Annotated in this window: 15 protein-coding genes; 12 read left to right on the forward strand and 3 right to left on the reverse strand. The window is 43.8% G+C overall.

Going from position 1 to position 16,678, the window contains the following annotated elements; all coding sequences use genetic code 11:
• Window positions 1-10: 10 nt before the first annotated feature.
• Window positions 11-1,204 (reverse strand): MFS transporter, encoded by a 1,194-nt coding sequence (locus FTU87_RS00280; RefSeq protein WP_074383014.1) that lies wholly within the window; start codon window positions 1,202-1,204, stop codon window positions 11-13.
• Window positions 1,205-1,469: 265 nt separating this feature from the next.
• Here FTU87_RS00280 and cgtA point away from each other — a divergent pair, with 265 nt between their 5' ends.
• Window positions 1,470-2,687 (forward strand): Obg family GTPase CgtA, encoded by a 1,218-nt coding sequence (cgtA, locus tag FTU87_RS00285; protein WP_180000441.1) that lies wholly within the window; start codon window positions 1,470-1,472, stop codon window positions 2,685-2,687.
• Window positions 2,688-2,714: 27 nt separating this feature from the next.
• On the forward strand, window positions 2,715-3,848 hold the full coding sequence (gene proB, locus FTU87_RS00290; protein WP_074383013.1) for a glutamate 5-kinase: 1,134 nt from the start codon (window positions 2,715-2,717) through the stop codon (window positions 3,846-3,848).
• Window positions 3,849-3,922: 74 nt separating this feature from the next.
• Here the strand turns inward: proB and FTU87_RS00295 are convergent, their stop codons facing one another.
• Window positions 3,923-4,519, reverse strand: a complete 597-nt coding sequence (locus FTU87_RS00295; protein ID WP_180096462.1) for a phosphatase PAP2 family protein — start codon at window positions 4,517-4,519, stop codon at window positions 3,923-3,925.
• 164 nt (window positions 4,520-4,683) lie between these two features.
• Entirely contained in the window at window positions 4,684-5,388 is a 705-nt protein-coding gene (locus tag FTU87_RS00300; protein ID WP_180096463.1) for an SIMPL domain-containing protein, read from the reverse strand.
• 476 nt (window positions 5,389-5,864) lie between these two features.
• Between FTU87_RS00300 and FTU87_RS00305 the strand changes: the two genes are divergently transcribed.
• The 10 genes from FTU87_RS00305 (at window position 5,865) to FTU87_RS00350 (ending at window position 16,644) form a co-directional block, all read left to right on the forward strand.
• Window positions 5,865-7,238, forward strand: a complete 1,374-nt coding sequence (locus FTU87_RS00305) for a diaminobutyrate--2-oxoglutarate transaminase (protein ID WP_005096454.1) — start codon at window positions 5,865-5,867, stop codon at window positions 7,236-7,238.
• A gap of 3 nt (window positions 7,239-7,241) precedes the next feature.
• Window positions 7,242-8,774 (forward strand): aspartate aminotransferase family protein, encoded by a 1,533-nt coding sequence (locus FTU87_RS00310; RefSeq protein WP_005096455.1) that lies wholly within the window; start codon window positions 7,242-7,244, stop codon window positions 8,772-8,774.
• A 429-nt stretch (window positions 8,775-9,203) separates the two neighbouring features.
• A complete protein-coding gene (locus FTU87_RS00315; RefSeq protein WP_074383001.1) occupies window positions 9,204-10,235 on the forward strand; it encodes a substrate-binding domain-containing protein in 1,032 nt (343 codons plus the stop codon).
• Between the two features lie 104 nt (window positions 10,236-10,339).
• Window positions 10,340-11,719, forward strand: coding sequence for a phosphate ABC transporter permease subunit PstC (pstC, locus tag FTU87_RS00320; protein ID WP_074383000.1), 1,380 nt, complete (start codon window positions 10,340-10,342; stop codon window positions 11,717-11,719).
• On the forward strand, window positions 11,719-13,110 hold the full coding sequence (gene pstA, locus FTU87_RS00325) for a phosphate ABC transporter permease PstA (protein WP_005096458.1): 1,392 nt from the start codon (window positions 11,719-11,721) through the stop codon (window positions 13,108-13,110). Before pstC ends, pstA begins: the two co-directional genes overlap by 1 nt.
• Window positions 13,111-13,123: 13 nt before the next feature.
• Window positions 13,124-14,038 carry a phosphate ABC transporter ATP-binding protein PstB gene (gene pstB / locus FTU87_RS00330; RefSeq protein ID WP_005171697.1) on the forward strand — a complete coding sequence of 305 codons (915 nt, stop codon included), beginning with the start codon at window positions 13,124-13,126 and terminating at the stop codon, window positions 14,036-14,038.
• An 83-nt stretch (window positions 14,039-14,121) separates the two neighbouring features.
• The gene (locus tag FTU87_RS00335) at window positions 14,122-14,775 is read left to right on the forward strand and encodes a hypothetical protein (protein WP_257220445.1); all 654 of its coding nucleotides are present in this window, start codon (window positions 14,122-14,124) and stop codon (window positions 14,773-14,775) included.
• Between the two features lie 71 nt (window positions 14,776-14,846).
• A complete protein-coding gene (gene sohB, locus FTU87_RS00340; RefSeq protein ID WP_005171690.1) occupies window positions 14,847-15,809 on the forward strand; it encodes a protease SohB in 963 nt (320 codons plus the stop codon).
• Between the two features lie 109 nt (window positions 15,810-15,918).
• Window positions 15,919-16,380, forward strand: a complete 462-nt coding sequence (locus FTU87_RS00345; protein ID WP_005096462.1) for a hypothetical protein — start codon at window positions 15,919-15,921, stop codon at window positions 16,378-16,380.
• Window positions 16,381-16,407: 27 nt separating this feature from the next.
• Window positions 16,408-16,644: a hypothetical protein gene (locus FTU87_RS00350; protein WP_005096465.1), complete on the forward strand. Its 237-nt coding sequence runs from the start codon at window positions 16,408-16,410 to the stop codon at window positions 16,642-16,644.
• The last annotated feature ends 34 nt before the right edge of the window (window positions 16,645-16,678 follow it).

A 16,678-nucleotide genomic window follows, 5' to 3' on the forward strand; every position in this document is an offset into this window, starting at 1 on the left:
CCTTTGTGAATCAAGCATTTTGCATTTTCTTAAAATCCAAGCGATCAATCAGTAAAATTCCAATCGAGAAAATAAAGCCAAGGATCACGCAACCGATCCATTCAAACTGCTCCCAGGCATAGACTGCACCAAGCGAACCTAAAGCGGCACCACTAAAGTAAATCGTCATATAGACTGCATTAATACGTGAACGCGATTTAAGATCAATCCGATAAACCAGATTCTGATTCAAAACATGGAAGGCTGTCAGACCAAAGTAGGCCATCAGCACACCAATCGCATAGATTACAATATTGTGCTGGGCAAAATATAAGGGCAGTGTAGAGCCGAACATCAGGACAATGCATAGCTTGGCGACCAGATTTTCTCTACCTTGTCCTACGGTTTTGCCTGACCAGCTTGATGAATAAATCCCGATCACGCCCAGTAAGCCAAATAACCCAATTTCGAAATCGGTGAAATAATAAGGTGCATTGCCTAATACAAAAGTCATCGAGGTAAAGATCATCGATAAAATTCCAAAACCCAAGGCACCCGCACAGGCACGCCGGATTAAATGTGGATTCTGACCTGCAAGGCTAAACAAAGAGCGGTAAATGTCACCAATAGTTAAGCCTGCCTGAGCTTGAGTATCGGGTAGTTTTTTCCACATGAGTGCTGCAAAGAGCAAGGTGATCACACCGCTGGATAAATACACACCTTCCCAAGACCAGTAAGTGGAAACAAAGCCGGCAAAGGTACGTGACAGAATAATTCCCATCACCAACCCACTCATCAGCTTACCCACTGTAGCAGCGCTGGATTCAGGTGGGCTAATGGTCGATGCAAAAGGAATTAAGATCTGCGCCGAGATTGCGCCAAAGGTGGCACACAAGGTAAACAGATATAACATTGATAAAGTCGTACTGAATGAAAGCAATATCTGCGAAATGGCTGCAAAGACCATCAGGTTAACGATCAGTTTGCGTTTATTCAGAAAGTCTCCCAAAGGAACCAAAAGCATTAAGCCGAGGACATAACCAATCTGTGCAATCACCACGGCAAAACCGGCCTGACTGGTACTAATGCCCAGACTTTTCTCGATTGAATAGATCAGAGGCTGGTTAAAATAGGCAGAGCCTGCACATAAGCCACATGCCATTGCCATCAATAATACAAATTGTGATGACAATGGACTGACAGATTTCCTTTCTGAATTGCTCATAGGCCCGACTCTTTTAACATTGCCTACACTATAGGCAGTTGCACGACAAAGCAGAAATAATTAAAAACAATCAAGTGATCATTAAAAAGTATATTAAAACAAAAGCATAGAGCTTAGTTTTGAAACTTATCAAAAATTAATGGCTGTTCAATAACATGACAGGATTAAATAAGCGATCTTCATGGAATAGCATATAAATATAGTCGAGAAATTCTTTAAAATATGGCAGAATATGGGGTTTTAAAGTTTTTAGAGGATTGGCAATATGCGCTTTGTTGATGAAGCAGTCATTACCGTAGAGGCTGGCGACGGTGGCAATGGCGTAGCCAGTTTTCGCCGTGAAAAATTCGTGCCATTTGGTGGTCCAGATGGTGGTGATGGTGGTCGTGGTGGCAGTATTTATATACAGGCTGACGACAACACCAGTACGCTAGTTGATTATCGTTATACACGTAAATTCCGTGCAGAACGAGCAAAAAATGGCCGTGGGGCGAACTGTGCTGGTCGTGGCGGTGAAGACACCGTATTAAAAGTTCCAGTCGGAACAACAATTGTAGATGTTGAGTCTGGCGACATTATTGGCGATTTGATCGAAGATGGTCAACGCGTGAAAGTGGCAGCAGGCGGTGACGGTGGTTTAGGAAATACGCACTTTAAATCATCGACCAACCGTTCACCACGTAAGTGTACGCATGGTCAAAAAGGCGAATTCCGTGAAATCCGTCTGGAGCTTAAAGTTCTGGCAGATGTGGGCTTGCTGGGTATGCCAAATGCGGGTAAATCAACCTTCATTCGTGCAGTATCGGCGGCAAAACCAAAAGTGGCAGATTATCCATTTACCACCATGGTGCCAAACCTGGGTGTGGTCGATGCCGACAGTCACCGTTCATTCGTGATGGCCGATATTCCGGGTCTGATTGAAGGCGCATCTGAAGGTGCAGGTCTGGGGATTCGCTTCCTGAAGCATCTGGCACGTACCCGTATCTTGTTACACATCGTTGATGTACAACCGATTGATGGTTCAGATCCGGCGCATAATGCCAAAGCAATTTTGAAAGAGTTAGAAAATTTCTCCCCAACACTTTCAAAACTGCCGATCGTATTGGTGCTGAATAAAGTCGACCAATTGGCTGAAGAAACACGTGAAGAATGGTGTACTCATATTCTTGAAGAATTGCAGTGGGAAGGCCCGGTTTTTGAAACTTCTGGCTTAACCGCTGAAGGTACCAAAGACGTGGTTTACTACCTGATGGATCAGATCGAAGAGCAGCGTGAACGCGAAGCTGAAGATCAAGAATATGCAGCAGAAATGAAAGCATTCCGTGATCAGCTTGAAGCTGAAACACGTGAACAAACCATCGCTGCAAAAGAAGCGTATCGTGAGATGCGTCGTCAGCAACGTCTTGCCGGTATTCTGGGCGACGATGAAGATGATGAAGATGGCGATGATGATAGTGATGTGGAAGTGTACTACGTACGCTAATCTCTGAGAGAAGAGTCTGAGGACAAGATGATAGAAGTGGTAGATGGGCAGCGTCAGCTCAAGGGTTGTAAACGAATCGTTGTTAAAATCGGATCATCTTTACTCACAGCAAACGGACAAGGTTTAGATTTAGATGCCATCTCGCACTGGGCGGGACAAATCGCAGATCTACACAATGCAGGACACGAGATTATTCTGGTGTCTTCCGGTGCTGTGGCTGAAGGTATGGTGCGAATGAAACTTGAGAATCGACCCACCGATCTACCCAGTCTTCAGGCTTGTGCTGCCATTGGTCAGATGGGCCTGATTCATACCTGGTCAAGCGTACTGGAGAAACACCAGATTCGAACGGCGCAGGTATTGTTGACCCATGATGATCTGGCAGATCGTCGCCGCTATCTCAATTCATGTGATGCTTTGCAGAACCTGATTGACTGGCGCGTGATTCCAGTGATTAATGAAAATGATACCGTTTCTACCGATGAAATCCGCTTTGGTGATAACGACACGCTGGCTGCCATGGTGGCAGGTCAGGTGCATGCAGATCTTCTGATTATCTTAACGGATCAGGAAGGTATGTTTGACTCAGATCCACGCTCGAATCCAGATGCCAAACTGTTCCATACGGTACGTGCGATGGATGAGAGCCTGTTTGATATGGCCGGTGGTGGTGGTAAATTTGGTCGCGGCGGCATGCTGACCAAAGTTCGTGCTGCACGACTGGCGGCAAAGTCCGGTTGTCCGACCTTAATTGCAAGCGGTGATAGTGATGCTGTGCTATCTCGTCTGATGTCTGGTGAATTGTTAGGAACCTTGTTTGTGACTGACAAAGATCGGATGACCGCGCATCAGCAATGGTTGGCAGCACACCTGCAAACGGCAGGTCGTTTGGTAATTGATGATGGTGCGGTAAAGGCCATTAAAGACAATCATCGTAGCTTGTTGCCTGTCGGCGTCAAAGCGGTTGAAGGACATTTTGAGCGCGGTGATGTGGTGGAATGTGTGGATACACAAGGTCACCGAATTGCAGTCGGTCGTGTTAACTTTAGTTCGCGTTCGGCAGATATTGTACGTGGTCTGGCTTCTGATAAAGTGCATCAGGTTCTAGGTGAAGCACGTTCACTCGAGATGATTCACCGCAATCATATGGCGATTTACTAAGTCATTCAGATTTAAATTTCAATCATAAAAAATCCCGCTTTCGAGCGGGATTTTTTATGACATCTTAATGCGATTTATTTAATCCAGCCCATCCGGATTAATGGCGCAAACAGTGACTGATGAATAGTTAAAATAAACTGCATGAGTTTATCCTGATATTTCCACCACAATGGTAATCCAGCTAAATTTACTGTTATTGCAATCAGGAATGCACCCAGCATATCCATCGGAAAATGCACACCGACATAAACACGTGACCAAGCTACTAGCCAAGCTGTCCAGATTAGAATTTTTCCCAAATCACGTTGTGATGAAAAATAACAAGATAGGGCAATCCCACTAAAAATACTCATATGATTGCTGGGAAAAGAACCTGTAGGTGCATGTTCGATCAGGGTGCGACCAATATCTATTACAAACGGACGTGGGGTATTCAGGATCGCGGACAATACCTCGCTGATCGACAAGGTAATTGCTGTAAAAATAAATGCCTTGATAATGCCAGTTTTTACTTCATAACTGCCACGGAACCAGGCAATAGCAAAAATCAGCAGAAAGAGATAAACCAGATCATGCGCAATCAGGGAGGCATATTGGATCATCCAGATCGAGGCGTGTTCAGGTACATTTAGGATATGAAACAGGTAAAGATTCAGTTGGTCAAGAGACATGAGCAGAGAGGATTGGTACAAATGTCCGTTACTCTAAACCGGTCAAACCTCAATTCCTACCTGAGTTTGTATGAATTTGTAGCCTTGATTATTAAAGAATATTCAAATGATAGAAAACCACCCAAAAGGGTGGTTCTTAAAAATCCGAATAATATGATGAAATCTTATTTAAACTGAATCGCACCATTGGCACTCACCGTCATTTGCGATTCACCCGCAGCAACTTCCTGCTCTGGAACAGCCATATCCGCCGATGCAGCTTTCATCATGGCCATACGCGGTACAGGTTGTGGTGAATAGTTATTGGTATTCAGATTTAAGTTTACCAGTTGATAACTCGGTTTGTTCCAGGCTTGAGTCAGTGCCTGTGCGCGTTGCTGGAAGTTTTTAGAGGCTTCAATCATCAGCTCATTTTCGACTTTTTTGCGCTTTTCGTCTGAAACTTTGAAGTTAATCGACTGGGTCTGGAAGTGCTGTTGTAATTCAGCAATCAGTTGAGACGCTGCTTTAAAATCTTTCGATTCCAGACGAATCTGGGCACGTCCACGCCATTCTTTCAATTTGCGGTTATCATTGTCATAAATAGGGTAAGTGCTTTGTGAACCTGTTTCAATTTTTACCGATGGGTATTTTCGAGCAGTATTAACGGCCTGACTCATCAGCTGATTAATTTGTGCAGCGAGCTCAGCGGGCTGTTTGTTTGACTTTTCTATATACAGCACGGCATGCATTTCATCATTTGAGATTTCACGACTGGCCTCTGCTGAAAGATTCACAACATTGTAATTCAGCGATTCAGCCGGAGCTGCAAATGCGCCTGTGGCCAAGGTAGATGCAAGGATAAAACTGGTAAGTGCTAAGAGACGCATGAAATTGTCCTGTTTTTCTTAAAATTGGCCATCTAAGCCGTTGTTAAAATATTAAATCTCAATTGTGATCTTTTTACGAAATATTTGTGGTAAGAGTGTTAAATTTTCTTTCATTTTACACTCTTACTTGATTTATGTTTATCGTTAATAATTAAGTGCTTAATGGTGGATTTTAAGCTTTTTTGCCTGAATGTTAGCTGTGCTACAAAAAAGCATAAAAGAACCCGCTTTTCTTTCTGCTGTCACACTGTAAGATGATCATACAGGTTATAGGTTGGTGTGATGTTTTTTTTCGATAAAGATTAGGACAGAATGCGACTGAAAGTTGTTTATTTTCCTGAAAAATTCGGTATCATCCGCCTCCTAGTTATTTAAATACAAACTGCTAGCTAGAACCTCTTTATAAAGCGCCGAGTCAAAGGACCAAACGTCACCAGACTTATTTCTTTCACCCATATCAGAGATGGTAATTCGATATGAGCGTTACTTCTGTAAACCCTGCCACCAATTCCACAAACGAATACTACTTGACTCGCCAAAGTCAGATGGAATCGAATGTGCGTAGTTATCCACGTAAATTACCGTTAGCGATAGCAAAAGCACAAGGTTGCTGGGTTACCGATGTTGAAGGTACTGAGTACCTTGATTGTTTAGCTGGGGCAGGGACGTTGGCATTGGGCCATAATCATCCTGCAGTCATTCAAAGTATCCAGGATACAATTGCAAGCGGCTTGCCATTGCATACACTGGATTTAACTACGCCTTTAAAAGATGCTTTTACTGAAGCACTTCTTTCTTATCTTCCAGGTGGTCAAGAAGAATACTGCTTGCAGTTCTGTGGCCCATCCGGTGCAGATGCAACAGAAGCAGCCATCAAACTTGCGAAAACCTTTACCGGTCGTAGCTCGGTGATCAGCTTCTCTGGTGGCTATCACGGTATGACGCATGGTGCATTGGCCATGACCGGTAACCTGTCTGCGAAAAACGCAGTTAACGGTTTGATGCCAGGCGTTCAATTCATGCCGTATCCGCATGAATACCGTTGCCCATTGGGTCTTGGTGGTGAAGCGGGTGTTGACGCTTTAACGTATTTCTTTGAAAACTTCATTGAAGATGTAGAAAGCGGCGTGACTAAACCGGCAGCTGTGATTCTTGAAGCAATTCAAGGGGAAGGCGGTGTGGTAACTGCACCTGTGAAATGGTTGAAGAAAATCCGTGAAGTGACTGAAAAGCACAACATCGTGTTGATTCTTGATGAAGTTCAAGCGGGCTTTGCACGTTCAGGTAAAATGTTTGCCTTTGAACATGCGGGCATCGAACCTGATGTGGTGGTGATGTCTAAAGCTGTTGGTGGTAGCTTGCCGCTCGCAGTACTCGGTATTAAACGTAAGTTTGATGCTTGGCAGCCAGCAGGTCATACCGGTACGTTCCGTGGTAACCAGTTGGCAATGGGTACAGGTCTTGCAACGATCAATACCATTAAAGAACAAAACCTGGCGCAAAATGCCCAAGAACGCGGTGATTTCCTGCAAGCTGAGATTAAAAAATTAGCTGCCGAATTCCCATGTATCGGTAATGTACGTGGTCGCGGTTTGATGATTGGTGTTGAAATTGTGGACGAGCGCCAAAAGGCAGATCACATGGGTTCTTTACCTGCTGATGGTCAATTGGCAGCAGCGATCCAGACGGCATGTTTCAACAATAAATTATTGCTTGAGAAAGGTGGTCGTAACGGTACGGTAATTCGTTTACTTTGCCCATTGATCATCACGCATGACGAATGTGTTGAAGTGATTGCTCGCTTTAAGAAAGCAGTTGCTGAAGCTCTTGTTGCAGTTCGAGGCGCATAATTCATGGTAGATTTTGCAGAACATCGTAAAGCTTTACTTTGTAATGATGCTGCATCCATCGCTGACTACCAGTCAGCCATGGATCAAGCGACCAAAGCGGTTGCAGCATGGTTGCAAAATGACAAAATGTACACGGGTGGCAGCATTAACGAGCTGCGCAGCGCGATTGCGTTTAATCCTTCTAAACAGGGGTTGGGTGTAGAGAAATCTTTAGAGCGTATGGTTGAACTTTTTCTGAATAAAAGTTTAAAAGTTCATCATCCGCATTCGCTTGCGCATTTGCATTGTCCAACCATGGTGACCAGCCAGATTGCGGAAGTACTGATTAACGCAACCAACCAGTCAATGGACTCATGGGATCAAAGCCCGGCCGGTTCATTGATGGAAGTTCAGTTAATCGATTGGTTACGTCAAAAAGTAGGCTATGGCGCAGGTCAGGCAGGCGTATTCACCTCTGGTGGTACACAGTCTAACCTGATGGGCGTACTGCTGGCACGTGATGCTTGCATCGCGAAAAACTGGAAAGACGAAAACGGTAAGCCGTGGTCGGTTCAACGTGATGGTATTCCTGCGGATGCGATGCGTAATGTCAAAGTCATCTGTTCTGAAAATGCACATTTCTCTGTGCAAAAGAACATGGCGATGATGGGCATGGGTTTCCAGTCAGTGGTGACTGTTCCTGTCGATGAAAATGCGCGCATGGACATGGACGCACTGGAAAAAACCATGGCACACCTTCAAAACGAAGGCAAAATCGTGGCATGTGTGGTGGCAACTGCGGGTACTACCGATGCAGGTGCAATCGATCCACTGAAGAAAGTCCGTGAAATCACCAACCAATATGGCGCGTGGATGCACATCGATGCAGCTTGGGGTGGTGCTTTAATTCTGTCTAACGATCATCGCGATATGTTAGATGGTATCGAGCTGTCTGATTCGATTACGCTCGATTTCCATAAGCATTATTTCCAGACCATTTCGTGTGGCGCGTTCTTGCTGAAAGACGAAGCAAACTACCGTTTCATGCATTATGAAGCGGAGTACTTGAACTCTGCCTATGATGAAGAACATGGTGTTCCTAACCTGGTGTCGAAGTCACTACAAACCACGCGTCGTTTTGATGCCTTGAAATTGTGGATGACGGTTGAAGCATTAGGCGAAGAGCTTTATGGTTCGATGATCGATCACGGTGTTGGTTTGACGCGTGATGTGGCAGATTATATTAAAGTGACTGACGGTCTGGAGCTTCTGCTTGAGCCACAATTCGCTTCTGTGCTGTTCCGTGTGGTTCCAGCGGGCTATCCGGTTGAACTTTTAGATACACTGAACCAGAACGTGGCAGATGAGCTGTTTGCACGTGGTGAAGCGAATATTGGTGTGACGAAAGTCGCTCAGGTTCAATCCTTGAAAATGACGACTTTAAGCCCGGTTGCAACGCTGGATAACGTGAAGAACTTGCTGGCACTGGTGCTTGCAGAAGCGGATCGTATCAAAGATTCAATTGCTGATGGTACTTATACGCCACCCATTGCATAAGTGATGGTGGTGTGAAAAAAGGAGATCGAAATGATCTCCTTTTTTTTATTTTTGAGTCATAGAATGATCAATTCTATAGGTAGATTCATCAGAAAAATACCGAATATCTGTACTTATTTTAAGCTGTTATAAAATCGTCATCTAATTATGTAAGGCTAGGGAGCAAGATTTTTCTTCAATTGGGTTTTATAAAAATTGTTACATGTTAATGATCAGATTTTTTCTTCAGTTGAATGATAAAAAGAATTTAATAGTTGAAATTTATAAGTATTTTATGGATAGAAAGTATACAAATTAAAAATCATTAAATCGTAATAAAGCTGTAACTTATTTGTCATATTCTAAAATCAAAATGCATGTATCGAAATAAGTACAAAACTGAATAAAAAGTGGCGTACTCCAAATTGTATAAATGAGAGAGATACTAGAATGCGCTTTACAAATATAGCTTTAGCATTGGCATTAACAGGGGCAGCTGCTGTAACGACTGCACATGCAGCTCGTGACACGATTCAAATTGCAGGTTCTTCAACTGTACTTCCATATGCCAGTATCGTGGCGGAAGAATTCGGTAATACTTTTCCACAGTTTAAAACACCAGTTGTCGGTTCTGGCGGTTCGTCAGGCGGTTTGAAGCAGTTCTGTAATGGCGTGGGTGATAACACCATTGATATCGCGAATTCTTCGCGTCAAATCAAATCTACCGAGCTGGCTGAATGTAAAAAGAACGGCGTTAACCAAGTATTAGAAATCAAAATCGGTTATGACGGTATCGTATTTGCTTCAAATGCCAATAAAGCGGCTTATAAGTTGCGTCCACAGCATGTCTTTGCTGCACTTGCTGCACAACTTCCATCAAATGGCAAAATGGTCGCCAATCCGTATACACGCTGGAACCAAATTGACAAAGCACTTCCGAATGAGCCGATCACGCTGGTGATTCCTGCTTCGAATCATGGCACGCGCGAAGTGTTCCAGGAGAAAATGGTGGATGCAGGTTGTGAATCGTATGCTGCAATTAAGTCTCTAGACAAAGATGCCAAGAAAAAAGCCTGTACCACATTCCGTAAAGATGGCCGTGTAGTTGAAATTGCAGGCGACTATACCGAAACACTGGCACGTTTGAAAACTTCTCCAAGTGCAGTCGGGGTGTTTGGTCTGGGCTTCTATGACCAGAACCGTGACCGCTTACGTGTTGCAACTGTGAACAATGTAGCACCTTCTGAAAAGACCATCTTGAATGGTGCTTATCCGGTATCACGCCCATTGTTCTTCTATGTGAAAGGCGAGCACTTGAAATCAATCAAAGGCTTACCGCAATTCACAGAATACTTCCTGAACAAGAAAGTATCTGGCAAAGGCTCTAAGCTGGAAAAAGCAGGTCTGATTTCAATGTCTGATAAAGAACGTGCAGCAGTCCTGGCAAATTTCAAGGCTGGTAAAGCGGTTGTAGTGAAGTAATAAATGATTTTGAAAATGCTGGTGGTAGGGTCAACCTACCATCGGCTTTTTGCGATAAACAAGTTTTTTCAAACCATGAAAATTGAAAAAACAGTGGAGAATACATGAATCTGCTACTTATAGGTGTGTTATTGGCCATCATGGCCATAGCCTATCAAATCGGATTAAGTAAAAGCCGTAACTTAGCAGGTAAGGGAAGCAATTCTGCAAACTTACACTCGCGTCCCGGATATTATGGTGCACTGGTGGCACTGTGGTGTGGTATCCCTGCGTTTTTAATTTTGATTGTTTGGAATATGGTTGAGCCAAGTTTTCTGGAGCAAGTGGTACTCAACCATTTGCCGCAGGATATTTCGGCCAATCTGGATCCGGCGAGTCTGGGCGTTGTTGTTGATCGTGTTCAGGCACTTGCCTCAGGTTTCGGTGTCAGTGATACACCTGCAGCCTATGAACTGGCCGCAGCAGAACAGTTAGCTAAATTTTCGACCATTGGTACGTTTGCCAAATTGGCAGTGGTGATTTCGGCTGCACTGGCTGGTCTGGTCTGGGCCAAAAAACGTATTAGCCAGGAATTCCGCGCACGTAACCAAGTCGAGAAAATGATGAATATCGGCTTGGCATTGTGTTCGGGTGTGGCAATTCTGACCACGCTCGGGATTGTCATGTCGATGTTTGGTGAGGCGATGCGCTTCTTCAGCTTCGTCAGTCCACTGGATTTCTTCTTTGGTACCGAATGGAACCCGGGTTTTAGCACTTCTGGCAGTGCCGAGGGCAGTTACGGTTTATTGCCACTGCTGTGGGGTACGCTCATGGTCAGTGCGATCGCACTTTTGGTCGCGGTACCGGTCGGTCTGATGATTGCGATCTATCTGGCAGAATATGCATCACCGCGCTTCCGCTCTTGGGCAAAACCGACCATTGAAGTGTTGGCGGGTATTCCTACGATTGTTTATGGTGTCTTTGCCTTGATGATCATCGGTCCATTTCTTAAAGCCATGGGTGCCATGGTCGGACTCGAAATTAATGCCACCAGTGCGCTGACCGCGGGTCTGGTGATGGGCATCATGATTATTCCATTCGTATCTTCTCTATCCGATGACATTATTACCCAGGTGCCACGTGCCTTACGTGATGGTTCTCTGGGGCTAGGTGCAACCAAATCTGAAACGATCCGTCAGGTGGTTTTACCTGCAGCTTTGCCGGGTATTATTGGTGCCTTCCTGTTGGCAGCATCCCGTGCAATTGGTGAAACCATGATCGTGGTACTTGCAGCGGGGAACAGTCCGCAGCTGCATGCCAATCCGCTTGAAGCCGTATCTACGGTCACCATTACCATCGTCAATCAATTAACAGGTGATACCGACTTTGCCAGTCCGCAAGCACTGGTGGCCTTTGCCCTGGGACTGACCTTATTTGTGATTACCCTAGGTTTGAACATTGTTGCACTGATCATCGTGCGTAAATATCGTGAGCAATACGACTAATGAGTACTTCAAATACAACGCCTGTGGATCAGCGTGTTGATCCATCCGTCGCTGCCGAGCTGCGTGAAAAGCGTAAGAAGACCATTCAAAGCTCTTTGGGGCGACGTCATCGTAAAGAAAAAACATTCCGTCTATTTGGTTTCTCTGCGGTATTGGCCGGTCTGTTCTTTGTGGTATTGCTCTTCGGCAGTATTTTATCCAAAGGTTTGCCTGCCTTCTGGCAAAGCAGCATGAGTTTGCCGATTCATTTCGATCCGGCCATTGTAGAGATTGGTCCAAAACCCAAGCCAGCTGCGGGAGAGTCTCCGGCGCAGTTTGAAGAGCGTATGATTGCCTGGCAAATGGATGTCGGCATGGTGGACTGGGATGCACTGATCATCAACGGCATGATCGCCAGAGACAGCAAGCTGGAAAGTCAGCGTGATGAACTGGGTTATTTATATACCAGTTCTGAGGCTTATCGCTTACGTGACATGGTCATGAATGATCCAAGTCTGGTCGGTCAAAGCACAGAGGTTAAAATTCTGGCAGATGCCAATGTCGATGTCTGGCTGGCGGGTAATATTGATCGTTCGTTACCAGCAGAACAGCAACAACTCAGTCCTGAAGTACGCCAGGTGGCGGACGAGATGAAAGCCTCAGGTGTAATCGAAAACAGTTTCAATACTAATATTTTTACCAGCCCTGACTCGCGTAGTTCACCGGCAACGTCAGGTCTGGCAGGCGCTTTCATGGGCTCACTGTTCATGATGATGATCGTGATCTTTATCTCGATTCCAATTGGGGTGGCATCTGCGATCTATCTGGAAGAGTTTGCGCCGAAAAACTGGATTACCGATATTGTCGAAGTCAACATCAACAACCTGGCAGCAGTGCCATCGATTGTGTTTGGTTTGCTGGGTGCCGCGATCTTTATTGGCTGGATGCATTTACCGCTATCGGCCCCTCTGGTCGGTGGTCTGGTGCTGAGTCTGATGACTTTGCCAACTGTCATCATCACCACACGTGCATCGCTTAAAGCGGTTCCACCTTCGATTCGTCAGGCAGCGTTGGGCTTGGGTGCTTCACGACTGCAAACGGTTTTCCATCATGTCTTGCCATTGGCTTTGCCGGGTATTTTAACTGGTGCCATTATCGGGGTCGCGCAGGCATTAGGTGAAACCGCACCATTGTTATTAATCGGGATGAGTGCTTTTGTTGCCAGCGTTCCAGCCACACCATTTGATCAGTCTACAGCGTTACCTGTGCAGATTTTCTTATGGCAGGGCAATGAGTTACGTAACTTCTTTGAAGGGCGTACCGCAGCAGCAATTATTGTACTTCTGGCCATGATGATCAGCTTGAACAGTCTGGCCATCTGGTTACGTAAAAAGTTTGAAGTCCGTTGGTAATAGGGGCAGAATCATGAACACAACTGTTATTCAAAACTCCTTAAAAAAGGATCAATCCGTGAATCCACAACAGACACAATTCACTAATGATGAGGCTACACAAAAGCCAGCAACATCGTTTGTCTCCCAATTCGATACGCAAAGTAGCAGCAAAAAAGATGAAAAGTCGACAAATGTGAAACTGAGTACATCTGATGTGCATGTGTACTATGGTGAAGCGGAAGCGATTAAAGGCATTGACCTGAACATTTATGAAAATGAAGTGATTGCTTTTATTGGGCCATCAGGCTGTGGTAAGTCAACCTTTCTGCGTACCCTAAACCGCATGAATGACACCATTGACAGTTGTCGTGTGACCGGTAAAGTCATGCTGGACAATCAGGACATTTATGATCCAAACCTGGATGTGGTCTTGCTACGTGCTCAAGTCGGTATGGTATTCCAGAAGCCCAACCCGTTTCCAAAGTCTATTTTTGACAACGTTTCTTACGGCCCGAAATTACATGGTCTTGCACGTGATAAATACGATCTTGAAGAAATTGTCGAAGGCAGTTTGCGTAAAGCCGGTTTGTGGGAAGAAGTAAAAGACCGTTTGAATCAGCCGGGAACAGGTTTGTCAGGTGGTCAGCAGCAGCGTCTATGTATCGCACGTACAATTGCAGTATCACCTGAAGTGATTCTGATGGATGAACCATGTTCTGCGCTGGATCCAATTGCAACAGCAAAAGTAGAAGAGCTGATTTCTGAGCTTTCAACTCAATATACCATTGCGATTGTAACCCACTCCATGCAACAGGCAGCGCGTGTATCTGACCGTACTGCGTATTTCCATCTGGGTGATTTAATTGAGGTGAATGCGACCGAGAAAGTCTTTACCCAACCAGACCATCAATTGACTGAAGCTTATATTACAGGGCGTTTTGGTTAATGCGATTTTAAAAATAAATCTTTTAAAACAGAATCTTAGGGTTCTGTTTTTTGTTATGTTCTATAAGTTTTTTAAGATTTATAATGATAATGCAACAGACACCTGAATTTAAAGAAAAAGCTAAACTGACGCAAATCGCGATGAAAGATATGTTTCGAAGCCTATTCGGCACAGTATATACTCATCAATATTTTGGTTTAGTGATGGTGCTGTTTAGTATCATATTAGCCTTGATTGTCCCTTATGAAGGCTTGTTCATTACTTCACAAAGTCAGGGAATGACCAACTATCATCGTTGGCTCTATGACGTGTTTGTGATCGTGAATACTTTCTTGGGCTTTGTGATTTTTTATATGTTAAAGCATCAAAAATATAATATTGAAGTTAAACAAAAATGGCGTGTTTATATTACAGCACATGCTCAATTTAAATTTCATCGTTATCTAAAAGCACAAGAGAAGGGCAAGAAACCATTAATGCATACGCGTTTTGGTGAATACTTCTTTGTGCTTATTACGATCATTTTTTTTATTGCGGTATACTCATTGATGACCCCTTCGGGGACAAGTCATCGAGGTTTTATTATATTAACCTGGTGGCCAATGAATGCTTCGATTATAGCTGTAATCTATACACTTTTATTTATTTGGTATTTTCGTTTGTTCGCGATCAATGAAATTATGAATCAATATAAATTATTGATTCGTCGTGGACATGCTTGGCAACAAGATCAATAAATGCTGTTGAAAAAATCAGAATTGACCTAATCTAAGGATATAAGCCGAATTAAATAGAGAATAGATTTTTTATGTTATTTCATAGTCCGAAACTGCCCGCTGAAATCCGTGTCAGTCATTTAAATGCGCGTATCAATGAACAACGAAAAAAAATAGCGCAAACGACTGGCTCTAAACTGGAGCTTTTGCAGTTGTCACAACAGCTGTCAAAAGAAGGCCGTGCACGCAAGAAAACCAATCAAAAAATCTATGTTTTGGACTTTAAAGGCGATATGGCCGCTTCTGCGGTCGAAAGTTTACGTGAAGAAATTACCCTGATTTTATCCACGGCTAAAGCGGGCCGTGACCGTGTTGTGGTGCGTTTAGAAAGCCCGGGTGGTATGGTGCATGGCTATGGTCTGGCCGCTGCTCAACTGGTACGTTTACGTGATGCCGGTTTTCACTTGACCATCTGTGTCGATAAAGTAGCGGCCAGTGGCGGTTATATGATGGCGTGTATCGCAAATGAAGTTGTGTCTGCACCATTTGCGATTGTCGGTTCGATTGGGGTGGTGGCTCAAGTGCCTAACTTTAACCGTCTGCTGAAAGACAATAAAATCGACTTTGAACTCTATACCGCAGGTCAGTACAAACGTACCGTGACCATGTTTGGTGAAAACACCGAAGAAGGGAAGGCCAAGTTTGAAGAAGAGTTACAGCAAACGCATGCCTTGTTCAAACATTTTGTAGAAAAATACCGTCCGCAGCTGAATGTGGAAAAAGTGGCAACCGGTGAGCATTGGTATGGTCGTGATGCACTGGATTTAAATCTGGTAGATAAACTGCAAACTTCAGATGAATATTTACTGCACTTGCTGACGCAACATGATGTTTATTCGATCCAGACCCGCAAGAAACCAACCTTGGGTGAAAAGCTGGGTTTACAGGCAGCGCAAATTGCGGATTCATTGATTCCAACCGTAATGAATAAGGTCATGGAAAGCTTAAGCAAAGCCAATGCAAATCTGGTACAGATGCGCGATCCTAAACTCTAATTCAGTTAAAATTGAATATATATTAAAGCTCACTGCGGTGAGCTTTTTTATGCCTTAGGTTATTGTTAGTATGCTATAAAAGATCTAATTCAATGCGGCTTTTACTGGCATGCTCACCCTTATTCTTGTTTTAGGTTTTCTGACTATCGCGATCTGTCCGATAGCATGTGCATTGTACGCTGAAGCCAAGTTACAAAATGAAGATCAAAAAAAACTTTTATTTTGGCTGGGTTTTATCCCAGGGACATGTCTCTTTATTCTATATGCTGTGTTAAAGCCAGATGACCCGCCTGTTATTCCATCGAAGGCATGTGGTGTGGTGCAGTCTTATCAGGTGCATAAAACTCGAGGTGGTAAGGAGTTTGAAGGTGTGATTATTCGCTTTGATGGTGCTCAATATAGTCGCCATTTACTCTTCGATCAGCATCTAGAGAAAATGCCGAAAGCTCAAAAGGTCTGCTTTGAATATTTAGATAAGTTCAAATATCCACATTTGTCAGAATCTAAGTTTGTTCAATGGATTGAACCAACTGAAATGCAAAACATCCCTACAGCTAATCGGATAAAATAAAGCATATTTTATTGTTAGAGCAGAAACATGGCTATAGCTGAAGCATATCTTGCAACACAAAACTGTTATTTTAATTACGAGTTTGAAGAATTGAACTTAGATGATTTCCCAGAAGAATTTTCTATTTCTCTACGTGGGATGATGTATAGACATGAAATTCAATATCCTGATGCAAGCTATTTTATTTATTACAGCGAAATGCTGACGGGTAATGAATTGCAAAAAATGAAAGATGACTGGATGCAATATTGCCCACTTTCATAAGTGAAAAATATGAATGTAATGAAATAGTTGATCA

Origin of the sequence: Acinetobacter sp. YH12156 (assembly GCF_013418235.1) — a bacterium.
GTDB classification, from domain to species: domain Bacteria; phylum Pseudomonadota; class Gammaproteobacteria; order Pseudomonadales; family Moraxellaceae; genus Acinetobacter; species Acinetobacter pseudolwoffii.

Bases quoted from the DNA above. Each gene is read 5' to 3' on its own strand.
- pstB (WP_005171697.1), top strand. From the start codon at position 13,124: ATGAACACAACTGTTATTCAAAACTCCTTAAAAAAGGATCAATCCGTG.
- FTU87_RS00335 (WP_257220445.1), top strand. From the start codon at position 14,122: ATGATAATGCAACAGACACCTGAATTTAAAGAAAAAGCTAAACTGACG.
- FTU87_RS00305 (WP_005096454.1), top strand. From the start codon at position 5,865: ATGAGCGTTACTTCTGTAAACCCTGCCACCAATTCCACAAACGAATAC.
- pstC (WP_074383000.1), top strand. From the start codon at position 10,340: ATGAATCTGCTACTTATAGGTGTGTTATTGGCCATCATGGCCATAGCC.
- sohB (WP_005171690.1), top strand. From the start codon at position 14,847: ATGTTATTTCATAGTCCGAAACTGCCCGCTGAAATCCGTGTCAGTCAT.
- pstA (WP_005096458.1), top strand. From the start codon at position 11,719: ATGAGTACTTCAAATACAACGCCTGTGGATCAGCGTGTTGATCCATCC.
- FTU87_RS00310 (WP_005096455.1), top strand. From the start codon at position 7,242: ATGGTAGATTTTGCAGAACATCGTAAAGCTTTACTTTGTAATGATGCT.
- FTU87_RS00350 (WP_005096465.1), top strand. From the start codon at position 16,408: ATGGCTATAGCTGAAGCATATCTTGCAACACAAAACTGTTATTTTAAT.
- FTU87_RS00345 (WP_005096462.1), top strand. From the start codon at position 15,919: ATGCTCACCCTTATTCTTGTTTTAGGTTTTCTGACTATCGCGATCTGT.
- FTU87_RS00280 (WP_074383014.1), bottom strand. From the start codon at position 1,204: ATGAGCAATTCAGAAAGGAAATCTGTCAGTCCATTGTCATCACAATTT.
- FTU87_RS00295 (WP_180096462.1), bottom strand. From the start codon at position 4,519: ATGTCTCTTGACCAACTGAATCTTTACCTGTTTCATATCCTAAATGTA.
- FTU87_RS00315 (WP_074383001.1), top strand. From the start codon at position 9,204: ATGCGCTTTACAAATATAGCTTTAGCATTGGCATTAACAGGGGCAGCT.
- cgtA (WP_180000441.1), top strand. From the start codon at position 1,470: ATGCGCTTTGTTGATGAAGCAGTCATTACCGTAGAGGCTGGCGACGGT.
- FTU87_RS00300 (WP_180096463.1), bottom strand. From the start codon at position 5,388: ATGCGTCTCTTAGCACTTACCAGTTTTATCCTTGCATCTACCTTGGCC.
- proB (WP_074383013.1), top strand. From the start codon at position 2,715: ATGATAGAAGTGGTAGATGGGCAGCGTCAGCTCAAGGGTTGTAAACGA.